We start from the raw sequence: 18,171 nt of genomic DNA, 5'->3' as shown, positions 1-18,171 counted from the left end.
TTTTATTTTTTTCTGAGGACTGATAGGGCGGCCTTTTAGTTAATTAATTGGCCATAACGTTTGCAGAAAGGGGCCCATGTACGATACGATGGACTCAGTTGTACTTAAAAAAGAATGGAGTTGACGTACGTGTTTTTAGAGATGAAACATCTTTCAAAGATTTACGGTGGAAATAAGGCCGTCGATGACTTTAATCTCGATGTTAAAAAAGGTGAGTTTATTTGTTTTATCGGGACTTCAGGTTCTGGAAAGACAACGACGATGCGGATGATTAATCGAATGTTGAACCCTACCGAAGGTTCAATTAAATTAAATGGGGAAGACGTTTTAAAAGCGGATCCCGTTAAGTTACGCCGTAAGATTGGGTATGTTATCCAAAATATTGGGTTAATGCCTCACATGACAATTCGCGATAATATTACAATTGTGCCAAAATTACTTAAATGGTCTGAAGAAAAACGTAACGAACGTGCTAAAGAAATGATTAAAATGGTTGAATTACCAGAAGAATTTTTGGATCGTTATCCATCTGAATTATCAGGAGGACAACAACAACGAATTGGGGTTGTTCGTGCCTTAGCAGCAGATCAAAATTTAATTTTAATGGATGAGCCATTTGGAGCATTGGATCCCATTACACGTGAGTCTTTACAGGACTTTGTGAAAGATTTGCAAATGCGTTTAGGGAAGACGTTAATATTTGTGACGCATGATATGGATGAAGCTTTAAAATTGGCTACTCGCATTGTGGTCATGAGTCATGGAAAAATGATTCAAGTAGCCACACCGGATGAAATTTTGCGCCATCCTGCAAATGAGTTCGTCGAGAATTTAATTGGAAAAGACCGCTTAATTCAGGCTAGACCAAGTATTACCACGGTTGGCCAAGTGATGTATAACAACGCCGTTTCGATTACACCAGGTAGATCATTAAAAGAAGCTTTAAAGCTAATGCATGAAAAACGAGTTGATACTTTACTTGTCACTGATGATACTGGTGTCCTGAAGGGTTATGTTGGCATTGAGCAGATTGACTATAACTACAATACGGCAACTAGTGTTGATGATGTGATGACACGAAAAGTATTTTATGTAAATGAAAATTCTATTATTCGAGATACGGTTGAACGAATCTTGAAGCGCGGTTATAAAAACGTTCCAGTTGTTGATGAAAACAAGAAGTTGGTTGGAATTGTGACCCGGGCTTCTTTAGTTGATATTGTGTATGATGCGCTTTGGGGAGATTCTGATACGCAAACACATGATAAAAAGAAAGAGGATACCAAGCCAGCTGAAAAAGTAGAGGCGGGTGACGATAAATCGTGATTATTTTTATCCAAACATACGGGGGTCAGTTACTTTATAAAATTTGGCAACATATTTATATTTCTGGAATTGCCCTTGGTTTAGGCGTGATAGTTGCAGTTCCTTTAGGAGTGGCATTGACCCGATTAAAGAAAGCTTCGTCGATCATTATTGAAATAGCAAGTGTCCTACAGACGGTTCCCGCTTTAGCATTGTTAGCGATGATGATTCCGCTTTTTGGAATTGGTGCGCTGCCGGCCATTGTTGCCTTATTTATCTACTCGCTTTTGCCAATTTTACGTAACACGTATTTGGGCTTGAACGGTGTGGATGCTAGTTTAAAGGATGCAGCAAAAGGGATGGGTATGACAAATATGCAGTCTATAATAAAGCTGGAGTTGCCAATGGCGGTTCCGGTTATTATGAGTGGTATTCGTTTGTCTGCTACCTACGTCATTGCGTGGACTGCATTAGCTTCTTATATTGGTGCTGGCGGTTTAGGTGACTTTATTTTTAATGGTTTAAACCTATACCGTACTGATTTAATTTTAGGAGGATCCATTCCAGTTATTTTGTTAGCTTTGTTGGTTGACTGGCTATTAGCCAAACTAGAAGCTTGGCTCACCCCTAAAACGACAAGTAATGTAAGATCATAGAAAGGGGATCGCAATGAAAAAAATAACACGATTTTTGAAGGTTGGAATATTACTATTTGTTTCAACGTTTATCTTGAGCGGTTGCGGATTCCCCGGCCTAAACTCGTCATCCCAGGATACGGTACGAATTGCAACCCAAAATACAACTGAACAACAAATTATGGCGTATATGATTTCTGATTTGATTCAGCATGATACCAATTTAAAAACAACTTTGATTAATAATTTGGGATCTAGTTCTGTAAGTTTCCAAGCGCTTAAAAATGATAATGCTGATATTTCGGCCGTTCGATATAACGGAACGGATCTCACTACTATTTTTGGTCAAGATGCTATCAAAAGTCCTTCGGTTACGACACGGAAGGTTCGCAAGATTTTTCAAGAAAAATACCATATGACTTATTTTCCGTCTTACGGTTTTGCTGATACTTATGCATTTATGGTGACCGGTAAATTAGCTCGAAAAGAGAATTTAAAAACTGTTAGTGATTTAAAGAATTTGGCTCCCAAAATGACCGTTGGTGCCGACCAAATTTGGGTTAACCGAAAAGGGGATGGCTATACTGGATTTACTCAGGTCTATGGCTTTCAATTTGAAAAGGTTTATCCAATGCAGATTGGTTTAGTCTATAGTGCGGTTCAGTCCGGTAAAATGAACGCGGTATTAGGTTATTCAACTGATGGGCGGATTAAAAGTTATGATTTGAAAGTTCTGAAGGATAATAAACAATTCTTCCCGCCTTATAATGCAAGTCCTTTAGCAACAGACAAAGTTCTTAAAGAACATCCAGAATTGAAAAAGGTTCTGCTTAAACTAAAGGGAAAAATTTCGTTAACCACGATGCAAACGTTGAATGCTAAAGTTGATAATGATTTAATTGAGCCTCAGGTGGTTGCTAAACAATTCTTAGAACAACATAACTATTTTGATGGAAAGGATGGGAAATAGAATGGAAAACTTAAACACTTTTCAACAATTGGCTTATTATTTTTCTCATAACGGTTTATATGTGCTTACTCAGTTTGATCGTCATTTCCTAATTTCCATTTATGGAGTTGTGTTTGCTGCAATCGTGGGAATTCCTTTAGGTATTTTGATTGCCCGGCACTCAAAACTGAGTGCAACCGTAATTGGCATCGCCAATGTGATTCAAACGGTTCCTTCCTTGGCAATGTTGTCTATTATCATGCTGGGCTTAGGACTGGGTGTTAACACAGTTATTGCAACCGTCTTTTTATATGCGTTGTTACCCATTATAAAAAACACATACAGTGGTATGCAGAGTGTGGATGCCAGTATCCTTGATTCCGGAAAGGGAATGGGAATGACTCGCTTTCAAATGCTGTACATGGTTGAACTGCCACTTTCAATGTCGGTCATTATGGCCGGTATAAGAAACGCTTTGGTTCTAGCAATTGGAATTACCACAATCGGGACCTTCGTTGGTGCTGGTGGTCTTGGAGATATTATTATCCGTGGGACTAATGCAACAAATGGTGGTGCCATTATCTTAGCTGGCGCATTGCCAACAGCTTTAATGGCTATTATTTCTGATTTAGTTTTAGGCTGGTTACAAAATAGATTGGATCCAGTTTATAAACTTGCTAAGCAACATAAATAGATATCCGTTATTAGTAAGTCTTTTTAACGAAACGAATATCTTCTATTTGTAAAAGGTAAGTCACTTTCTGGCCTTGAGTAGCTAAAAGAAAACGGTTTTTAGCAATTTTTGTTAGTAAGCCGGTTGTTTCATAAATTGTGTTATTGGCATTGATTTGAATTGTTACCTTATAGTTTTTATCAATGGCTTGAGCTAAGAATGATTTTAATTGAAATTTCGGCATTTGGGGTTCAATGCCCTCTAGCTCTGGTTCTGAAAAAAGCTTTTGATAGGAATTCTGGACGAATTCGGAGACACGATTATGATTCTGTTGTAAATTTTCCATATTTTCCACCTCGAACGTTTGTTTGTGTTTTCATTATACGAACAAACGTTCACAAATGCAATAGAAAATATAAAAGTTGTCTAAATGGACGAAAAGTGTGCTTAAACCTTGATTTGTAGTTGAAAAGAGTGGTTAAAAAAGCGATAATAGGAGTACATTACATTTAGGAGATTTTAAATTATGGCAAAAAGAGGAATGCTTATCGTTTTATCAGGTCCATCCGGAGTTGGTAAAGGGACGGTACGTAAAGCAATCTTTGACCAAGGTGGGAATGATTTTCAATATTCCATTTCGATGACAACCCGAAAACCTCGTGAAGGTGAGGTCAATGGTGTTGATTATTACTTCGTTTCTAAGGAAGAGTTTGAACATAACATTGAAACTGGTCAAATGTTGGAGTATGCAAAATACGTTGACAATTATTACGGGACTCCTTTGAAGTACGTTAACGAAACATTAGATCGTGGAAAAGATGTTTTTTTAGAAATTGAAGTAAATGGTGCCTTACAGGTTAGACAGAAGTCTCCAGATGGTGTGTTTGTCTTTTTGACGCCTCCTGATTTGATGGAATTAAAACAACGAATCATAAATCGAGGCACAGAAGATATGGAAACCATTAACAAACGCATGGCAAAAGCTGTTGAAGAAATTCGCATGATGCGAGATTATGATTTTGCTGTTGTGAATGACAAAGTTGAAAATGCTGTTGAAAGTATTAAAACGATTATTAAAAGTGAACGATTCCGCGTTGATCGTGTGTTTCCAGAATATGAAGAAATGTTAGGAGATAAATAAAATGATTTTATATCCATCAGTTGATGATTTATTAGAACGTGTGGATTCACGTTACTCATTAATTATGTTAGCAAGCAAACGTGCCCATGAATTAGATGCTGGCGCACAACCACTTTTAGACAAATATGAGTCTTCTAAAAGTGTTGGTCAGGCACTTGAAGAAATTGTTGCAGGTGATGTCGTAATTGATCCTGACAAAACCGAATTTTAAAGTTTGTGATACAAAGGCCTGAGAGAGATTTCTTTCAGACCTTTTTTCGATTTCAAGAGTAGTTTCTAGCGAGGAGAAGTTTTATGTGGAAAGATAAGCATATTACATTTTTTATTACCGGTGGGATAGCCACGTACAAAGTGGTGGAATTGATTCGTTTAGTTCAAAAACAAGGTGCTCAGGTCCGGGTTGCTATGACAAATACGGCTATGAAATTTGTAGGTAAAGCGACTTTCCAAACGATTAGTCAGCATCCAGTGCAAACCGGTTTATTTGAACAGGTCACCAGTGCACCAGTTGCTCACGTGGAATTGGCAGATTGGACAGATATCGCGATTGTGGCGCCAGCAACGGCCAATATCATGAGTAAAATGGCCAATGGATTGGCAGATGATTTTGTCAGTACCACGTTATTGGCACTTACTGCGCCAATATTTGTAATTCCCGCAATGAATGTGCATATGTGGCAGAGCTCAGCGGTCCAACGCAACATTAAAATCTTAAAAGTTGATGGTGTGAATGTTATGGATCCAGATGAAGGATTGCTAGCGGAGGGCTATTCAGGTAAAGGCCGTTTTCCTGAAAACACAACAGTCATGCAATATATCGAGAAAAAAATTACAGTGAAAAACTATTCTAACTTAGCTAGTTTGAAAAACAAAAAGATTTTGATAACTGCCGGTGGCACGCGAGAATATCTTGATCCAGTTCGCTATATTTCTAATCGATCCTCTGGTAAAATGGGGTATGCTTTTGCAGAAGTTGCACAAACAGCTGGTGCTGAGGTTACTTTGATTTCTGCAACCAAACAGCTGGCGGCTCCAAATGGGGTTAAAGTTATTTATGTGGAAACTGTGACGGAAATGATGACTGCGGTTCACAATAATTTTGACAAGGCAGATATTTTGATTATGGCAGCTGCGGTTTCTGATTATCAGCCAGTGCAGTTTGAGAACCATAAAATTAAAAAGGCTACTCAATCTGACAAATTGATCTTAGAACTTCAAGAAACACCAGATATCTTAAAAAGTTTAAAGAACTTGCATACCAATCAGTTTGTCGTTGGATTTGCAGCAGAAACAGAAGATCTTCTTAATAACGCTAAAGGAAAACTAAGGGCTAAAGGCGCTGATATGATTGTGGCTAATGATGTGTCCCGTCACGATATCGGATTTGATGTTGATGAAAATGCAGTAACCATTCTGCAGCCAAATGAACCTAATATTCAAATTTCCAAAGAAAATAAAAAAGTTATCGCAAAAAAAGTACTAGAAGTAATTGCAAAGCGGTTTGCATAAGCAGGTGAAATTATGATCCAAGTTGCCAAAATAATTGTTGATGTTCCAACGATGCAGACAAATAGTCCTTATTCTTATTTAATCCCTAAACAACTGACAAATGAGCTTCAAGTTGGCATGCGGGTTGTGGTTCCATTTGGTAATGGTAATCGAAAAGTGCAAGGGTTTGTCGTTCAAATTGGAATGGAAGAAGTTGATGCTGATCAGCTGAAATCAATTGAAAGTTTGATGGACTTAGAACCAGTTTTAAACACGGAATTAATTCAATTATCTCGTTGGCTAGCAGATACCACATTTTCATTCCAAATTACTTGTTTATTAACGATGTTACCAAATGTGATGCGGGCAAAGTATAGTAAGCAACTGAAAATTGTTGATGATCAGATGAGTGAAGAACAGTTAGCTGATATTTTGCCATCTACTCAGTGGCAAGATTTTGAAACGGACACGCTTTCACCGTTACAACAAAGTGAGTTATCTAAGCTTCGAAAACAAGGCAAAATTGAAATTGTGTATCGCGTTAAAAACCAAGCACAAACAAAACAGATTTTTCAAATTGAGTCTCACATTAATGCGGAACAAGAATCTGGAATTGTAGATTCTCTTCGAAAAAATGCCACTAAAATGCGTGATCTTGTTCATTTTCTAGCTAACCAGTCTAAAATAGTTTCTCAAACGACTTTAGAAAAGAAACTTGCCATCAGTTCAGCAACAATTAAAGCTGGCGAGGCGAAAGGATGGCTGGTACGTAAAAAAGTAGAGCAATATCGCGATCCGTATAAAGAGTTTAAAGGGAAAACGACGCCCCTTACTTTAAATCAGGAACAGCAAACAGCCCTTGATGAGATTTCTCAAAGTATTGAGAAGTCCCAAGCGAAGACTTTTTTGCTTGAAGGAGTCACTGGAAGTGGCAAGACAGAAGTTTATTTACAAACGATTGCTTACGCGCTTGCTAAAGGAAAAACAGCTATTATGTTGGTTCCAGAAATTGCCTTAACGCCTCAAATGGTTACCAGAGTTAAGGGCCGGTTTGGCAAACAAGTGGCCGTTTTACACAGTGGCCTTTCGGATGGAGAAAAATTTGATGAATGGCGCAGAATCAAACGCCATGAAGCACAAGTCGTGGTTGGTGCACGGTCGGCAATTTTTGCGCCCATTGAAAATGTGGGCGTCATCATTATTGATGAAGAACATGAAACCAGTTATAAACAAGATGACGCACCGCGATATCATGCTAGAAATGTGGCCCAGTGGCGAAGCAAGTTTTACAATTGCCCATTGGTACTCGGTAGTGCCACACCTTCTTTAGAATCAAGAGCGCGAAGTGAACGGCAAGTTTATCAATTATTGCGGTTACCCAATCGAATTAATGGACATCCATTGCCTAAAGTTCAAATTATTGATATGCGTGAAGAATTGCAAACAGGTGCTGATCAAAACTTTTCGCAACCTTTACTAAATGCAATTGATAAACGTTTGAACATGCAACAACAAAGTATTTTGATGTTAAACCGGCGGGGGTATTCCTCGTTTATCATGTGCCGTGATTGTGGGTTTGTTCTGAAATGCCCTAACTGTGACATCTCTTTAACTCTACACATGGATAGTCGTAGCATGAAATGTCATTACTGTGGTCATGAAGAACCGATTCCTAAACAGTGTCCTAATTGTCATAGCCGAAAAATTCGTTATTATGGGACCGGAACAGAAAAAGTAGAACAAGAGTTGAAGACCAAGTTTCCTAGTGCACGAATCTTACGAATGGATGTGGATACCACTCGGCGTAAAGGGGCACATGAAAGAATATTACGTCAGTTTGGTGAACGTCGGGCAGACATTTTGCTGGGGACGCAAATGATTGCCAAGGGACTAGATTTTCCCAACGTGACACTCGTTGGTGTGCTTAATGCGGATACCGCCTTAGAGTTGCCTGATTTCCGTTCTAGTGAACGCACATTTCAATTGTTGACGCAGGTAAGTGGACGTGCAGGGCGTGCTGATAAGTTAGGAGAAGTGTTTGTGCAAACCTTTAATCCTGACCACTATGCCATTCAGCTGGCTAAGACTCAAAACTATGAAAACTTTTTCCGAAAAGAAATGTACATTCGTCATCAGGGAAAGTACCCGCCCTATTACTTCACACTTCAGATTACTGCAGCCCATAAAGAAGAAAAAATGGCGGCCCAAAAAATGTTTGCTGTTTTAAAAGAATTGCGACCGCAGTTAAGTGCTGATGCCATTGTTTTGGGCCCTACACCTAAACCGATTGCACGGGTCAAAAATAAATATTATTATCAAATTGTGATTAAATATAAACATGAACCCAATCTCCATACAGCTGTTACCAAAATTTTACAGGAATCTCAAAGTGATTATCGTCAAGGCATTCAGTTATCGATTGATGCCGAACCACAATCATTTATGTAGGAGGAATTTTATCAAATGAAATCCATTATTTTTATGGGGACCCCGCAGTTTGCTGTCCCTATTTTACAGAGTCTAATTCAAAATCCAGATTATAATGTGGAAGCTGTCGTTACCCAACCTGATCGACGCACTGGAAGAAAACATAACCTAACGATGTCGCCAGTTAAAAAGGTGGCGGTAGAAAATGAAATTGCTGTTTTCCAACCAGAAAAAATTAGTGGTTCTGAAGAAATGGCTCAATTAATTGCGTTGCATGCCGATTTAATTGTAACCGCAGCTTTTGGCCAATTTTTACCAATGAAATTAATTAATTCGGTCAAACTGGCGGCTGTTAATGTCCATGGGTCACTATTACCTAAGTACCGTGGTGGGGCTCCTGTGCAGTATGCCATTATGAATGGTGAGTCGGAAACGGGAATAACCATTATTTATATGGTTAAGAAGATGGACGCAGGTAAAATGCTTGCCCAGCGAAAAATCAAGATTGAAGCAACAGATGATGTGGGTTCAATGTTTGAAAAGTTAAGCATTTTGGGCCGAAATCTATTAAACGAAACATTACCCAAATTGATTGCGGGTGAGCTTGCAGGTGTTGAACAAGACGAAGAAAAAGTAACGTTTGCACCAAATATTAAACCTGAAGAAGAACAAGTTGATTTTCGTCAATCTGCAAAATTGGTCGATGCCAAAGTTCGTGCATTACGACCATTTCCAGTTAGTTTTGTGATCTTAAATGGGTTGCGGACCAAGTTATGGCAGGTCACCCCTTTGGCTCAAACTACTGACCTATTGCCGGGTCAAGTTGTAGAAAAAACAAAGCACAAGTTGTTGATTGCAACCGGCAAAAATGGTGTAGTTCGTTTAGACCGTGTTCAACCGGCTGGCAAACCACAGATGGATATCACTGATTATTTAAACGGAAGTCAAGAGGCATTTTACGAAGGTGAGCAGGTTATCAAGTTATGATAGATAAACAACGAAATCCACGAGCATTAGCGGTTGATGTGTTAGTAAAAGTTAATAAAGGTGCCTATTCGAACATTGAACTGAAAAATATCATTGCAGACAGTCAGTTGTCACAATTAGATATCAATTTGTTGACGGAAATTGTCTATGGTGTGATTCAGCATAAATTGACTTTAGACTATTTTCTATCCCCATTTGTTGAGGGCAAAAAAGTGCAGGATTGGGTGCACCAGTTATTGTTAACGGCCGTTTTCCAAATGGTTTATCTGGATCGAGTACCAACAAGGGCTATTTTTAACGAAAGCATTGAAATTGCCAAAACAGAAGGCCATAGTGGTATCCGTGCTTTTGTGACCGGTGTTTTACATGCCATGCAGCGAAAAGGATTCCCAGAATTAGATGCTATTAAAGATCAAAAAAATTATCGTAGTGTTAAGTATAGTGTGGCTCCGTGGATCATTAAGGAATTAGACGCTCAACTTGGTGAGTCAAAAACAAATCGGATTCTTGTGTCAATTAATCAGCCCGCTCGTCAGGCTGCCCGAATTAACACGCAGAAGATAACTCAAGTCCAAGCCGTTGACTATTTGAACGCTCATGAATATAAAGCGATTCCCAGTGAAGTAGCAGAAGATGGAATTGTGGTTTCAAATGGGAGTGTGGCAAGATCAGAGCTTTTCCAAAATGGCTCTTTGACTGTTCAAGATGAGAGTGCCATGTTGGTTGCTGAAGCAATGCAACTAGAGTCTGGCATGACAGTTTTGGATGCTTGTGCAGCGCCTGGGGGAAAGACCACTCATATCGCACAACAAGTTGGTGAAAATGGACACGTTTTGGCACTGGATTTACATCCTAAAAAGGTAGCTCTAATCCGTACGAATGCGAAACGAATGGGATTAAATACTCAAGTTGAAGTGAAGGTTTTGGATGCTCGTAAAATCGATTTATTAGCAGAAGATAATTCTTTTGATCGAATTTTAGTGGACGCACCATGTTCAGGAATTGGTCTTATACGGCGGAAACCTGAAATTCGTTATGAAAAGGCATTAACTGATAGTGAAAAGCTGCACAAAATTCAATTAGAAATTTTAAATGCCGTAGCTGCAAAAGTAAAAAATAACGGTATAATAACTTACAGTACGTGTACCATACTAAAACAAGAAAATGAAAATACGATGACTGATTTTTTGAAACTTCATCCTGAATTTGAGCTGATTCAGACTTCAACAAAAAAGCAGTTGAAATCGTCGAGAACAACGCCATATTTGAATATTTACCCGGATGATTTTGAATCCGATGGCTTTTTTATTGCTTGTTTACAAAAGAGAGCGTGATTAATTGTGAAGTATGCTTTTCAGTCTGACATTGGGAATCACCGTGATGAAAATCAAGATTATGTGGGCGTTTTTAAAAATAAAAAAAACGTTTTATTTAGTATTGTCGCTGATGGAATTGGTGGGCGTCGAGGTGGGGATGTGGCTTCTGAAATGGCCGTTTCTCATCTCGGATATCTGTTTCAAAATACGGATTTTAGTGACGTCACTAACGCAGTAAATTGGCTACAAACCGAAGTGACCCAAGAAAATGACGAGATTCTTGAAACCTCACAAAAGTATTCAGATTTGAATGGTATGGGAACTACAATTGTGGTCACAATTATTCTTGAGAATCAGTTTATCGTGGCCCACTTAGGGGACAGTCGGTGTTATCTTTTTAAAGGCAACGAGTTAAAACAACTCACTTCAGATCATTCGTTAGTTAATGAGTTGATCAAAAAAGGAGAGCTTTCTCCGGAAGAAGCCCGTACACATCCGCAAAAAAATATTATTACAAAAACATTGGGCATTTCTGCTAATTCAGATATTGATGTGCATACATATGCATGGAAACATGACGATCAGCTTCTTTTATGTACTGATGGTTTGACGAATATGGTTACCGATCAAATAATTGCCAATGTTTTAGAAAGTTCCATCACGTTGGAAGAAAAGTGCTTAAAATTAATTGAATTTGCCAATCAGGCGGGAGGACGTGATAATGTTACGGTGCTCCTTATTCAAGCAGATGATGGGGTGACTAAATAGATGACACCTAATCAAACGCTTAATGGGAGATATCGCATTATTAGCTCACTTGGCGAAGGTGGGATGGCAGACGTTTATTTGGCTCACGATTTAATTTTGAACCGAAATGTAGCGGTTAAATTATTACGTTTTGATCTTCAAAATGATGATAAGACAATTCAACGGTTTCAGCGCGAAGCCCTATCAACAACAGAATTAGTGCATCCTAATATTGTCAGTGTTTATGACGTAGGGGAAGATAACGGCATCCATTATTTGGTAATGGAATATGTTGATGGAACGGATCTAAAACAATATATTAAGGAACACTTTCCAATTCCCTATCAGCAAGTGATTGATATCATGGAACAAATTTTAAGTGGTGTCGCAACGGCCCATGCTCATGATATTATTCATCGCGATTTAAAACCGCAAAATGTTTTAATGGATAAAAAAGGAAATGCTAAAATTTCTGATTTTGGAGTTGCCCTGGCTCAAGAAGAACAAACGCTTACCCAGACAAATGCCGTCGTGGGCTCGGTTCACTATTTATCACCAGAGCAGGCTCGTGGCCATTTAGCGACCAAACGGTCCGATATCTATTCATTGGGAATTATTCTTTATGAAATGTTAACGGGTCGTGTACCTTTTGAAGGGGAGAACGCGGTATCCATCGCAATTAAACATTATCAGAATCAAATTCCTTATGTTCGAGATTTTGATCCGCGAATACCGCAAGCTTTGGAAAATGTGGTTTTAAAAGCAACAGCTAAAAATCCGTTTGATCGCTATAATTCAGTTTCTGAGATGGCAGACGACCTTAGTACGGCACTGTCAGTAAGGCGAGCTGAAGACAGTCGTTTTATTGCACCGTCTCTAACGGATGAAACGATTATTGCGGATGCCTCTGATTTTCAACCAAATCCAAAAGATGTGGCTGAGGTGAAGGCTATTTCCCAAAATGGTTCAAAGGATCAGCAGTCAACTAAAAGCAAAAAAAGAAGAAATCGTCATCCGCTCCGGAAAAAAATAGCATTCTTTTTTGGATTGCTAATTTTATTTATTTTTGGCATTGGATTAGCATTTTATTTGAGTTTTCCCAAGATTGTGACGATTCCAAATGTTACTGGGTTAACACAGGCACAAGCAACGGCGGTATTAAAGAAACATGATCTTAAAGTAGGACAGATTACACGGACTGGAGATCAAAAAATTGACTATAAACGAGTGGTTGAAACACTTCCACGTAAGAAAAAGCAGGTTCAGGCGGGCGTGGCAGTGAATGTGGTGATTAGTCAGGGCCCAAATAGCTATGTGGTCGATAACTATATTGGCAATTCATATGCCAAAGTTGCCAAAAAATTACGAGCAAAAGGGTTCAAGGTCAAAAAACGATCTATTCAAACTACTCAATTTGATCGTGGAAAAATTATTTATCAAAGTGTGGTTCCTGATCAGGTTGTGGTGCCCAGAGCCACGACGATCAGCTTTTCGGTAACTAAATAGAGTTGGAGGGTTTTAATGCAAAAAGGACAGATTATTCAATCTTTAAGTGGTTTTTACGACGTTAAGAGTGAGGACAAAATTTTTCGTACAAGAGCGCGGGGAAATTTTCGTAAACAGAAAATTTCTCCTCTTGTGGGCGATTGGGTTGAATTTGAAGGCCATGCCAAAAACGAAGGGTACATTTTAAAAATTGAATCACGCCGAAATGAATTAGTTCGGCCACCTTTAGCGAACATTGATCAAGCGGTCGTCGTGACGGCTTGTGTGCAACCAGATTTTTCTGCGAACCTGCTGGATCGACAGTTAGTGACTTTGGAAGAAAAGGGAATTTCTCCAATTATTTATTTTACAAAGGGTGATTTGACTCCAGAAAACAAGCAAGCACATTTAGAACAAATGGCCGATGGTTATCGGAAAATTGGTTATGAGGTTTATCTAGCTTGGCAAGCTTTTGATTCTGAAGATCTAGCAAGTTTAAAGGCCTTGTTTGCCAATAAGCTAACTATTTTTATGGGTCAAACAGGTGCTGGCAAATCAACTCTTTTAAATCATATTGATTCGAGACTGGCTTTACAGGCGGGTGAGGTTTCACAAGCTCTCAATCGTGGGAAACATACAACTAGAAAAGTGGCTTTATTCCCAGTTGGTGATGGATTGGTAGCTGACACGCCAGGATTTTCAAGTTATACAGTTTTTGAAATGCGTTTGGAGGATCTTAAGGAGCTGTTTCCAGAAATTGCTCAAATTGGTTTAAACTGTCGATTCCGAGAATGTTTACACATTAACGAACCGAATTGTGCTGTCAAAAAAGCTTTAGAAGATGGCCAAATCATGCCAAGTCGGTATGAAAATTACGTTCAATTTTTTAACCTTATTAAAGACCAAAAACCAGATTATCAGCGCAAAGGCTATTCTAAGAAAAAGGGGAAATAAGTTATGATTAAAGTTTCGCCATCAATTTTAAGTGCTAATTTTGTAGACTTAAAACCGGATATTGAAATTGCTCAAAAAGGTGGGGCAGACCTTTTACATATTGATGTAATGGATGGTCAATTTGTCCCTAATTTAAGCTTTGGTCCAGGAATGGTTGAAGCAATTCGACCAATCACAAGTATGCCATTGGACTGTCATTTAATGATTGAAAATCCAGAAAGATTTGTCACTCAGTTTTGTCAGGCAGGTGCCGACATTGTGGGTGTCCACGTTGAAAGTACGCCACATATTTATCGGGCTTTAGAAATGATCAAACAACATGGTGTAAAAGCTGAAGTTGTGTTGAATCCGGGAACTCCTATCAGCTTGGTGGAAGATGTTTTGCCGATTGTGGATCAGGTACTTGTTATGACCGTGAACCCAGGTTTTGGAGGTCAGAAATTCATCTCTCAAATGTTGCCTAAAATTCAGCGTCTTAATCAGCTTCGTCAAACTGGTGAGAATAATTTTGCGATTGAAGTTGACGGGGGAATTAATGATGAAAATGTAGCTTCAGTTTATAAGGCGGGAGCAGACATTGCGGTGGCCGGATCGTATGTATTCAATAGTGAGGATCCAATCGCACAAATTAAAAAGCTTAAAACGAGGACGACAGATTAATGCAAGTAAATATATTAGCAGGTGGACCCCAACAGTTCTATCCAGAAAAGATCTTTAATCAAAAAGAAAACTGGATTGGCGTTGATCGGGGAAGCCTGTTTTTGTTACGTCAACACATTGTGCCTCAAATTGCAATTGGCGATTTTGACTCCATGAGCAAAACAGAATTCTCAGAAATAAAACGTCTTGTGCCGAAGATTATCCAAGTCAATCCTATTAAAGATGATACAGATACTGAATTGGCAGTATCCAAAGCTTTTACATTGCTGCATGCTGATGAAGTAAAAATTTATGGGGCGACGGGTGGCCGGCAAGATCATTTTTTGAGTAATTTTTTGATGTTTTTAAAGCCACAATTTAGAAAATATGCGCAACAAGTCCAATTGATAGATCGACAGAATGTTTTTTTGTTTTTTAATCCGGGAAAACATGTTTTGCTGAAACAGCCGCAATATAAGTATTTATCAATTGTCACTTTAGGTAACGTGGGGAATCTAACCTTACCAGATGAAAAATATCGATTACATAAACAATCTGATGAGAATCCGATTGTTTATGTCAGCAATGAGTTCATTAGTGAGAAAGCTACAATTAGTTTTTCAGCAGGAATGGTGGCGGCCATTTATAGTCGTGATTTACCTAAATAAAAAAATAAGTACAAATAAAAAAGATTGAAGCCTTTGATAGCTTCAATCTTTTTTATGCACGTTTAATTTTGCCTGATTTCAATGCTCGAGCAGAAACCCAAACACGTTTTGGTTTTCCATCCACAAGAATGCGGACCTTATGCAAATTTGGTTTCCAGCTTCGGCGACTGTGGTTCAAAGCATGTGAACGTGTGTTACCAAAGTGGGTACGACGACCGGTGACAAAGTCTTTTGCCATTTTAAAATCCTCCTTTGTCGCTTCTATATTTATCATAGAATTCTTTTTAACTCACCTAAATAACTTATCATATATGCCCCGCGATTGCAATACTTTTCTTTCAAGTAATTTTACTTGACAGTTCGTTTTAACGACCATAAGTAGAGATTTAAGTGGGTTTAATTAAGCGACTAATTGTTCTTGATGAGTTTAGCACAATTTTTCCGACGTGACGATAGCTAATTACTTGTAACCATATAAAAGTGAGCAGTTTTCCGGTTGAATACCAATGAAATAACCTTTTGGTGGAGATTAACAAATAATTGTCTAAAAGGTGGTTGCGTTTCTTGGTTTGTTGAAGTATGGTAAAATATCGTTGATATAAGAATCACGATTAAGGGAGGCTATTTTTGATGGCTGTAAAAATTCAAACAAAAAATGGAACTGTAGATGTATCCAATGATGTCATTGCCACAGTTGTTGGTGGCGCCGCAACAGATAATTATGGTGTTGTCGGTATGGCAAGTAAGAATCAGATTCGTGATAATTTAAATGAGATCTTACGTAAAGAAAATTATGCTAAGGGCGTTGTTGTCCGTCAACAAGATAATGGTGTGGCAATTGATGTGTACATTGTTGTCAGTTATGGCACAAAAATTTCTGAAGTTTCAAAAAATGTGCAATCGAAAGTAAAATATAATTTGGAATCAATGTTAGGTGTTTCGGCAAACTCTGTGAACGTTTTTGTCCAGGGTGTAAAGGTACTAGAAGCCTAGTTACGAAGGACTAAAACGAGGAGGAATTTAGAATTGAAAGTGGCAACTACTGAAATCACGAACCAAAAATTTGATCAAATGATTCAGGCAAGTGCGCGAAAGTTAAAACGTAATGCCGATTTTATTAACTCATTAAATGTTTTCCCAGTTCCCGATGGTGATACTGGGACAAACATGAGTTTATCAATGGAGAGCGGCGCAAAGTATGAAATGGATGAACCAAGCGAACATGTTGGTAAATTGGCTGGTGCACTTGCTAAAGGCCTCTTGATGGGTGCCCGGGGTAATTCTGGTGTGATTTTATCTCAGATTTTTCGTGGATTTTCTAAAAGTGTGGAAGATAAAGCAACTTTAAATGCTGATGATTTGGCGCAGGCGTTCGCTGACGGGGCTCAGACAGCCTATAAGGCCGTTATGAAACCAACCGAAGGAACTATTCTAACTGTCATCCGAGAAGCCGCTAAGGCAGGAAATGACGCTGCTGAAGAAAAAGATGATATTGTTTATGTTATGGATGCTGTCACAAAAGCTGGTAAAGAAGCTTTGAAAAAGACAACCGATCTTTTGCCAGTCTTAAAAGAAGTTGGGGTTGTGGATTCTGGTGGTCAAGGTTTGACGTTTGTTTTTGATGCTTTTGATGATGTTTTGAACGGTCGTACAGAAGCGGAAGTGGACCAACCTGATGAAGAACAGATGGATGAAATGGTCGATGCTAAACATCATCAAAGTGTTCAAGGTAAGATTGATCCCGCTGATATCAAATACGGTTACTGTACACAAATTATGGTTCGAATCGGCAAGGGATTACAAGTCGAACAAGATTTTGACTACGATACCTTTTATAATTATCTGGCTAAATTGGGTGATTCACTTTTAGTTGTTAATGATGATGATGTCGTTAAAGTGCATGTGCATACTGAACATCCTGGCAAAGTATTGGCTTGGGGACAGCAGTTTGGTGATCTTGCAACAGTTAAGGTCGATAACATGCGTCAGCAGCAAGAAGAAATCATTGAAAAAGACGATCCAGTTGAAGCAGAACAGACAGTTCCGGATACAAACGGAACGGCGATCATTGCAATTGCTTCTGGCGAAGGTGTTGATAAGTTGTTCCGAAGTCTTGGGGTGACCCACATTATTAGTGGCGGACAAACTATGAATCCAAGTACTGCGGATATTGTTTCGGCAATTAATGAGTCCCATGCGAAACGGGCAATTATTTTACCAAATAATAAAAATATCTTTTTAGCCGCTGAGCAGGCAATTGAAGTGGCGGACATTCCAGCTAAAATTGTGCATAGTCGTAATATTTCACAAGGAATGACAGCTTTAATGGGCTTTAATCCGGATAGCAAACTAGATGATAATGTCACTGCAATGGAAGATAATTTATCTTCTGTTAAAAATGGTGAAGTCACAACTGCTATTCGGGACACGACAGTGCAGGGCAAAACGATTAAAAAGGGCAATTTCATGGGTATCATTGATGGCACAATTGCCACTACAAAACCGACAATCCTTGAAGCGGCCAGTGAAATGGTTAAATTGATGCTGGATGAGGATAGTGAAATTGTGACTATCATTTATGGCAAAGATGCTAAAAGGGCCGATGCTGAAAAACTTGAGAGTACCGTTCAAGCATTAGACGATGAACTTGAAATTGAAGTTCATGAAGGCGATCAGCCGGTATATCCGTTTATTGTCTCAGTTGAATAAGTAATGTGAAGAGGTTGGAAATTTGTCAGCCTCTTTTTGTAGTTAGGG

19 protein-coding genes are annotated in these 18,171 nt (G+C 38.7%); 17 read left to right on the top strand and 2 right to left on the bottom strand.

Annotated elements, in window-relative coordinates; genetic code table 11:
• Positions 1-141 precede the first annotated feature (141 nt).
• Genes AB3217_RS06195 through AB3217_RS06180 form a run of 4 tightly spaced genes read left to right on the top strand, consistent with a single transcriptional unit; the run spans position 142 to position 3,583 of the window.
• Positions 142-1,326 carry a betaine/proline/choline family ABC transporter ATP-binding protein gene (locus tag AB3217_RS06195; protein WP_367366127.1) on the top strand — a complete coding sequence of 395 codons (1,185 nt, stop codon included), beginning with the start codon at positions 142-144 and terminating at the stop codon, positions 1,324-1,326.
• Positions 1,323-1,961, top strand: a complete 639-nt coding sequence (locus AB3217_RS06190) for an ABC transporter permease (RefSeq protein ID WP_057783496.1) — start codon at positions 1,323-1,325, stop codon at positions 1,959-1,961. Before AB3217_RS06195 ends, AB3217_RS06190 begins: the two co-directional genes overlap by 4 nt.
• A 13-nt stretch (positions 1,962-1,974) precedes the next feature.
• Positions 1,975-2,910, top strand: coding sequence for an osmoprotectant ABC transporter substrate-binding protein (locus AB3217_RS06185; protein ID WP_068807362.1), 936 nt, complete (start codon positions 1,975-1,977; stop codon positions 2,908-2,910).
• A gap of 1 nt (position 2,911) precedes the next feature.
• Positions 2,912-3,583 (top strand): ABC transporter permease, encoded by a 672-nt coding sequence (locus AB3217_RS06180; protein ID WP_068807359.1) that lies wholly within the window; start codon positions 2,912-2,914, stop codon positions 3,581-3,583.
• A 10-nt stretch (positions 3,584-3,593) separates the two neighbouring features.
• On the opposite strand, the gene AB3217_RS06175 is transcribed toward AB3217_RS06180, so the two are convergent.
• Positions 3,594-3,908 carry a hypothetical protein gene (locus AB3217_RS06175; protein WP_057783502.1) on the bottom strand — a complete coding sequence of 105 codons (315 nt, stop codon included), beginning with the start codon at positions 3,906-3,908 and terminating at the stop codon, positions 3,594-3,596.
• Positions 3,909-4,088: 180 nt separating this feature from the next.
• Between AB3217_RS06175 and gmk the strand changes: the two genes are divergently transcribed.
• The 11 genes from gmk (at position 4,089) to AB3217_RS06120 (ending at position 15,414) form a co-directional block, all read left to right on the top strand.
• Positions 4,089-4,703: a guanylate kinase gene (gene gmk, locus AB3217_RS06170; RefSeq protein WP_057783504.1), complete on the top strand. Its 615-nt coding sequence runs from the start codon at positions 4,089-4,091 to the stop codon at positions 4,701-4,703.
• Between the two features lies 1 nt (position 4,704).
• Positions 4,705-4,914, top strand: coding sequence for a DNA-directed RNA polymerase subunit omega (gene rpoZ / locus AB3217_RS06165; protein WP_057783506.1), 210 nt, complete (start codon positions 4,705-4,707; stop codon positions 4,912-4,914).
• A gap of 83 nt (positions 4,915-4,997) precedes the next feature.
• Positions 4,998-6,212 (top strand): bifunctional phosphopantothenoylcysteine decarboxylase/phosphopantothenate--cysteine ligase CoaBC, encoded by a 1,215-nt coding sequence (gene coaBC / locus AB3217_RS06160; RefSeq protein ID WP_068807356.1) that lies wholly within the window; start codon positions 4,998-5,000, stop codon positions 6,210-6,212.
• A 12-nt stretch (positions 6,213-6,224) separates the two neighbouring features.
• Complete coding sequence (gene priA / locus AB3217_RS06155) at positions 6,225-8,639, top strand: primosomal protein N' (RefSeq protein ID WP_260289494.1); 2,415 nt, start codon at positions 6,225-6,227, stop codon at positions 8,637-8,639.
• A 15-nt stretch (positions 8,640-8,654) separates the two neighbouring features.
• Positions 8,655-9,605, top strand: a complete 951-nt coding sequence (fmt, locus tag AB3217_RS06150) for a methionyl-tRNA formyltransferase (protein WP_367365819.1) — start codon at positions 8,655-8,657, stop codon at positions 9,603-9,605.
• Positions 9,602-10,939, top strand: coding sequence for a 16S rRNA (cytosine(967)-C(5))-methyltransferase RsmB (gene rsmB, locus AB3217_RS06145; protein WP_367365818.1), 1,338 nt, complete (start codon positions 9,602-9,604; stop codon positions 10,937-10,939). The genes fmt and rsmB overlap by 4 nt, the downstream gene beginning before the upstream one ends.
• A 6-nt stretch (positions 10,940-10,945) precedes the next feature.
• On the top strand, positions 10,946-11,689 hold the full coding sequence (locus tag AB3217_RS06140) for a Stp1/IreP family PP2C-type Ser/Thr phosphatase (RefSeq protein WP_367365817.1): 744 nt from the start codon (positions 10,946-10,948) through the stop codon (positions 11,687-11,689).
• Positions 11,690-13,174 (top strand): Stk1 family PASTA domain-containing Ser/Thr kinase, encoded by a 1,485-nt coding sequence (gene pknB, locus AB3217_RS06135; RefSeq protein ID WP_367365816.1) that lies wholly within the window; start codon positions 11,690-11,692, stop codon positions 13,172-13,174.
• 15 nt (positions 13,175-13,189) lie between these two features.
• Positions 13,190-14,107, top strand: coding sequence for a ribosome small subunit-dependent GTPase A (rsgA, locus tag AB3217_RS06130; RefSeq protein WP_367365815.1), 918 nt, complete (start codon positions 13,190-13,192; stop codon positions 14,105-14,107).
• Between the two features lie 3 nt (positions 14,108-14,110).
• On the top strand, positions 14,111-14,767 hold the full coding sequence (gene rpe, locus AB3217_RS06125; protein WP_068807344.1) for a ribulose-phosphate 3-epimerase: 657 nt from the start codon (positions 14,111-14,113) through the stop codon (positions 14,765-14,767).
• Positions 14,767-15,414 (top strand): thiamine diphosphokinase, encoded by a 648-nt coding sequence (locus AB3217_RS06120; RefSeq protein WP_367365814.1) that lies wholly within the window; start codon positions 14,767-14,769, stop codon positions 15,412-15,414. Before rpe ends, AB3217_RS06120 begins: the two co-directional genes overlap by 1 nt.
• Positions 15,415-15,466: 52 nt before the next feature.
• Here AB3217_RS06120 and rpmB read toward each other — a convergent pair whose 3' ends face one another.
• A complete protein-coding gene (gene rpmB / locus AB3217_RS06115; RefSeq protein WP_046870836.1) occupies positions 15,467-15,652 on the bottom strand; it encodes a 50S ribosomal protein L28 in 186 nt (61 codons plus the stop codon).
• 392 nt (positions 15,653-16,044) lie between these two features.
• Here rpmB and AB3217_RS06110 point away from each other — a divergent pair, with 392 nt between their 5' ends.
• Positions 16,045-16,407, top strand: coding sequence for an Asp23/Gls24 family envelope stress response protein (locus AB3217_RS06110; RefSeq protein WP_057748240.1), 363 nt, complete (start codon positions 16,045-16,047; stop codon positions 16,405-16,407).
• A 39-nt stretch (positions 16,408-16,446) separates the two neighbouring features.
• Positions 16,447-18,123, top strand: a complete 1,677-nt coding sequence (locus tag AB3217_RS06105; RefSeq protein ID WP_367366126.1) for a DAK2 domain-containing protein — start codon at positions 16,447-16,449, stop codon at positions 18,121-18,123.
• Positions 18,124-18,171 lie beyond the last annotated feature (48 nt).

It is taken from the genome of Pediococcus parvulus (genome assembly GCF_964063155.1).
Classification (GTDB): domain Bacteria; phylum Bacillota; class Bacilli; order Lactobacillales; family Lactobacillaceae; genus Pediococcus; species Pediococcus parvulus.
Note: the sequence above shows the minus strand (reverse complement) of the source record. Positions and strands in the feature narration are given on the sequence as shown.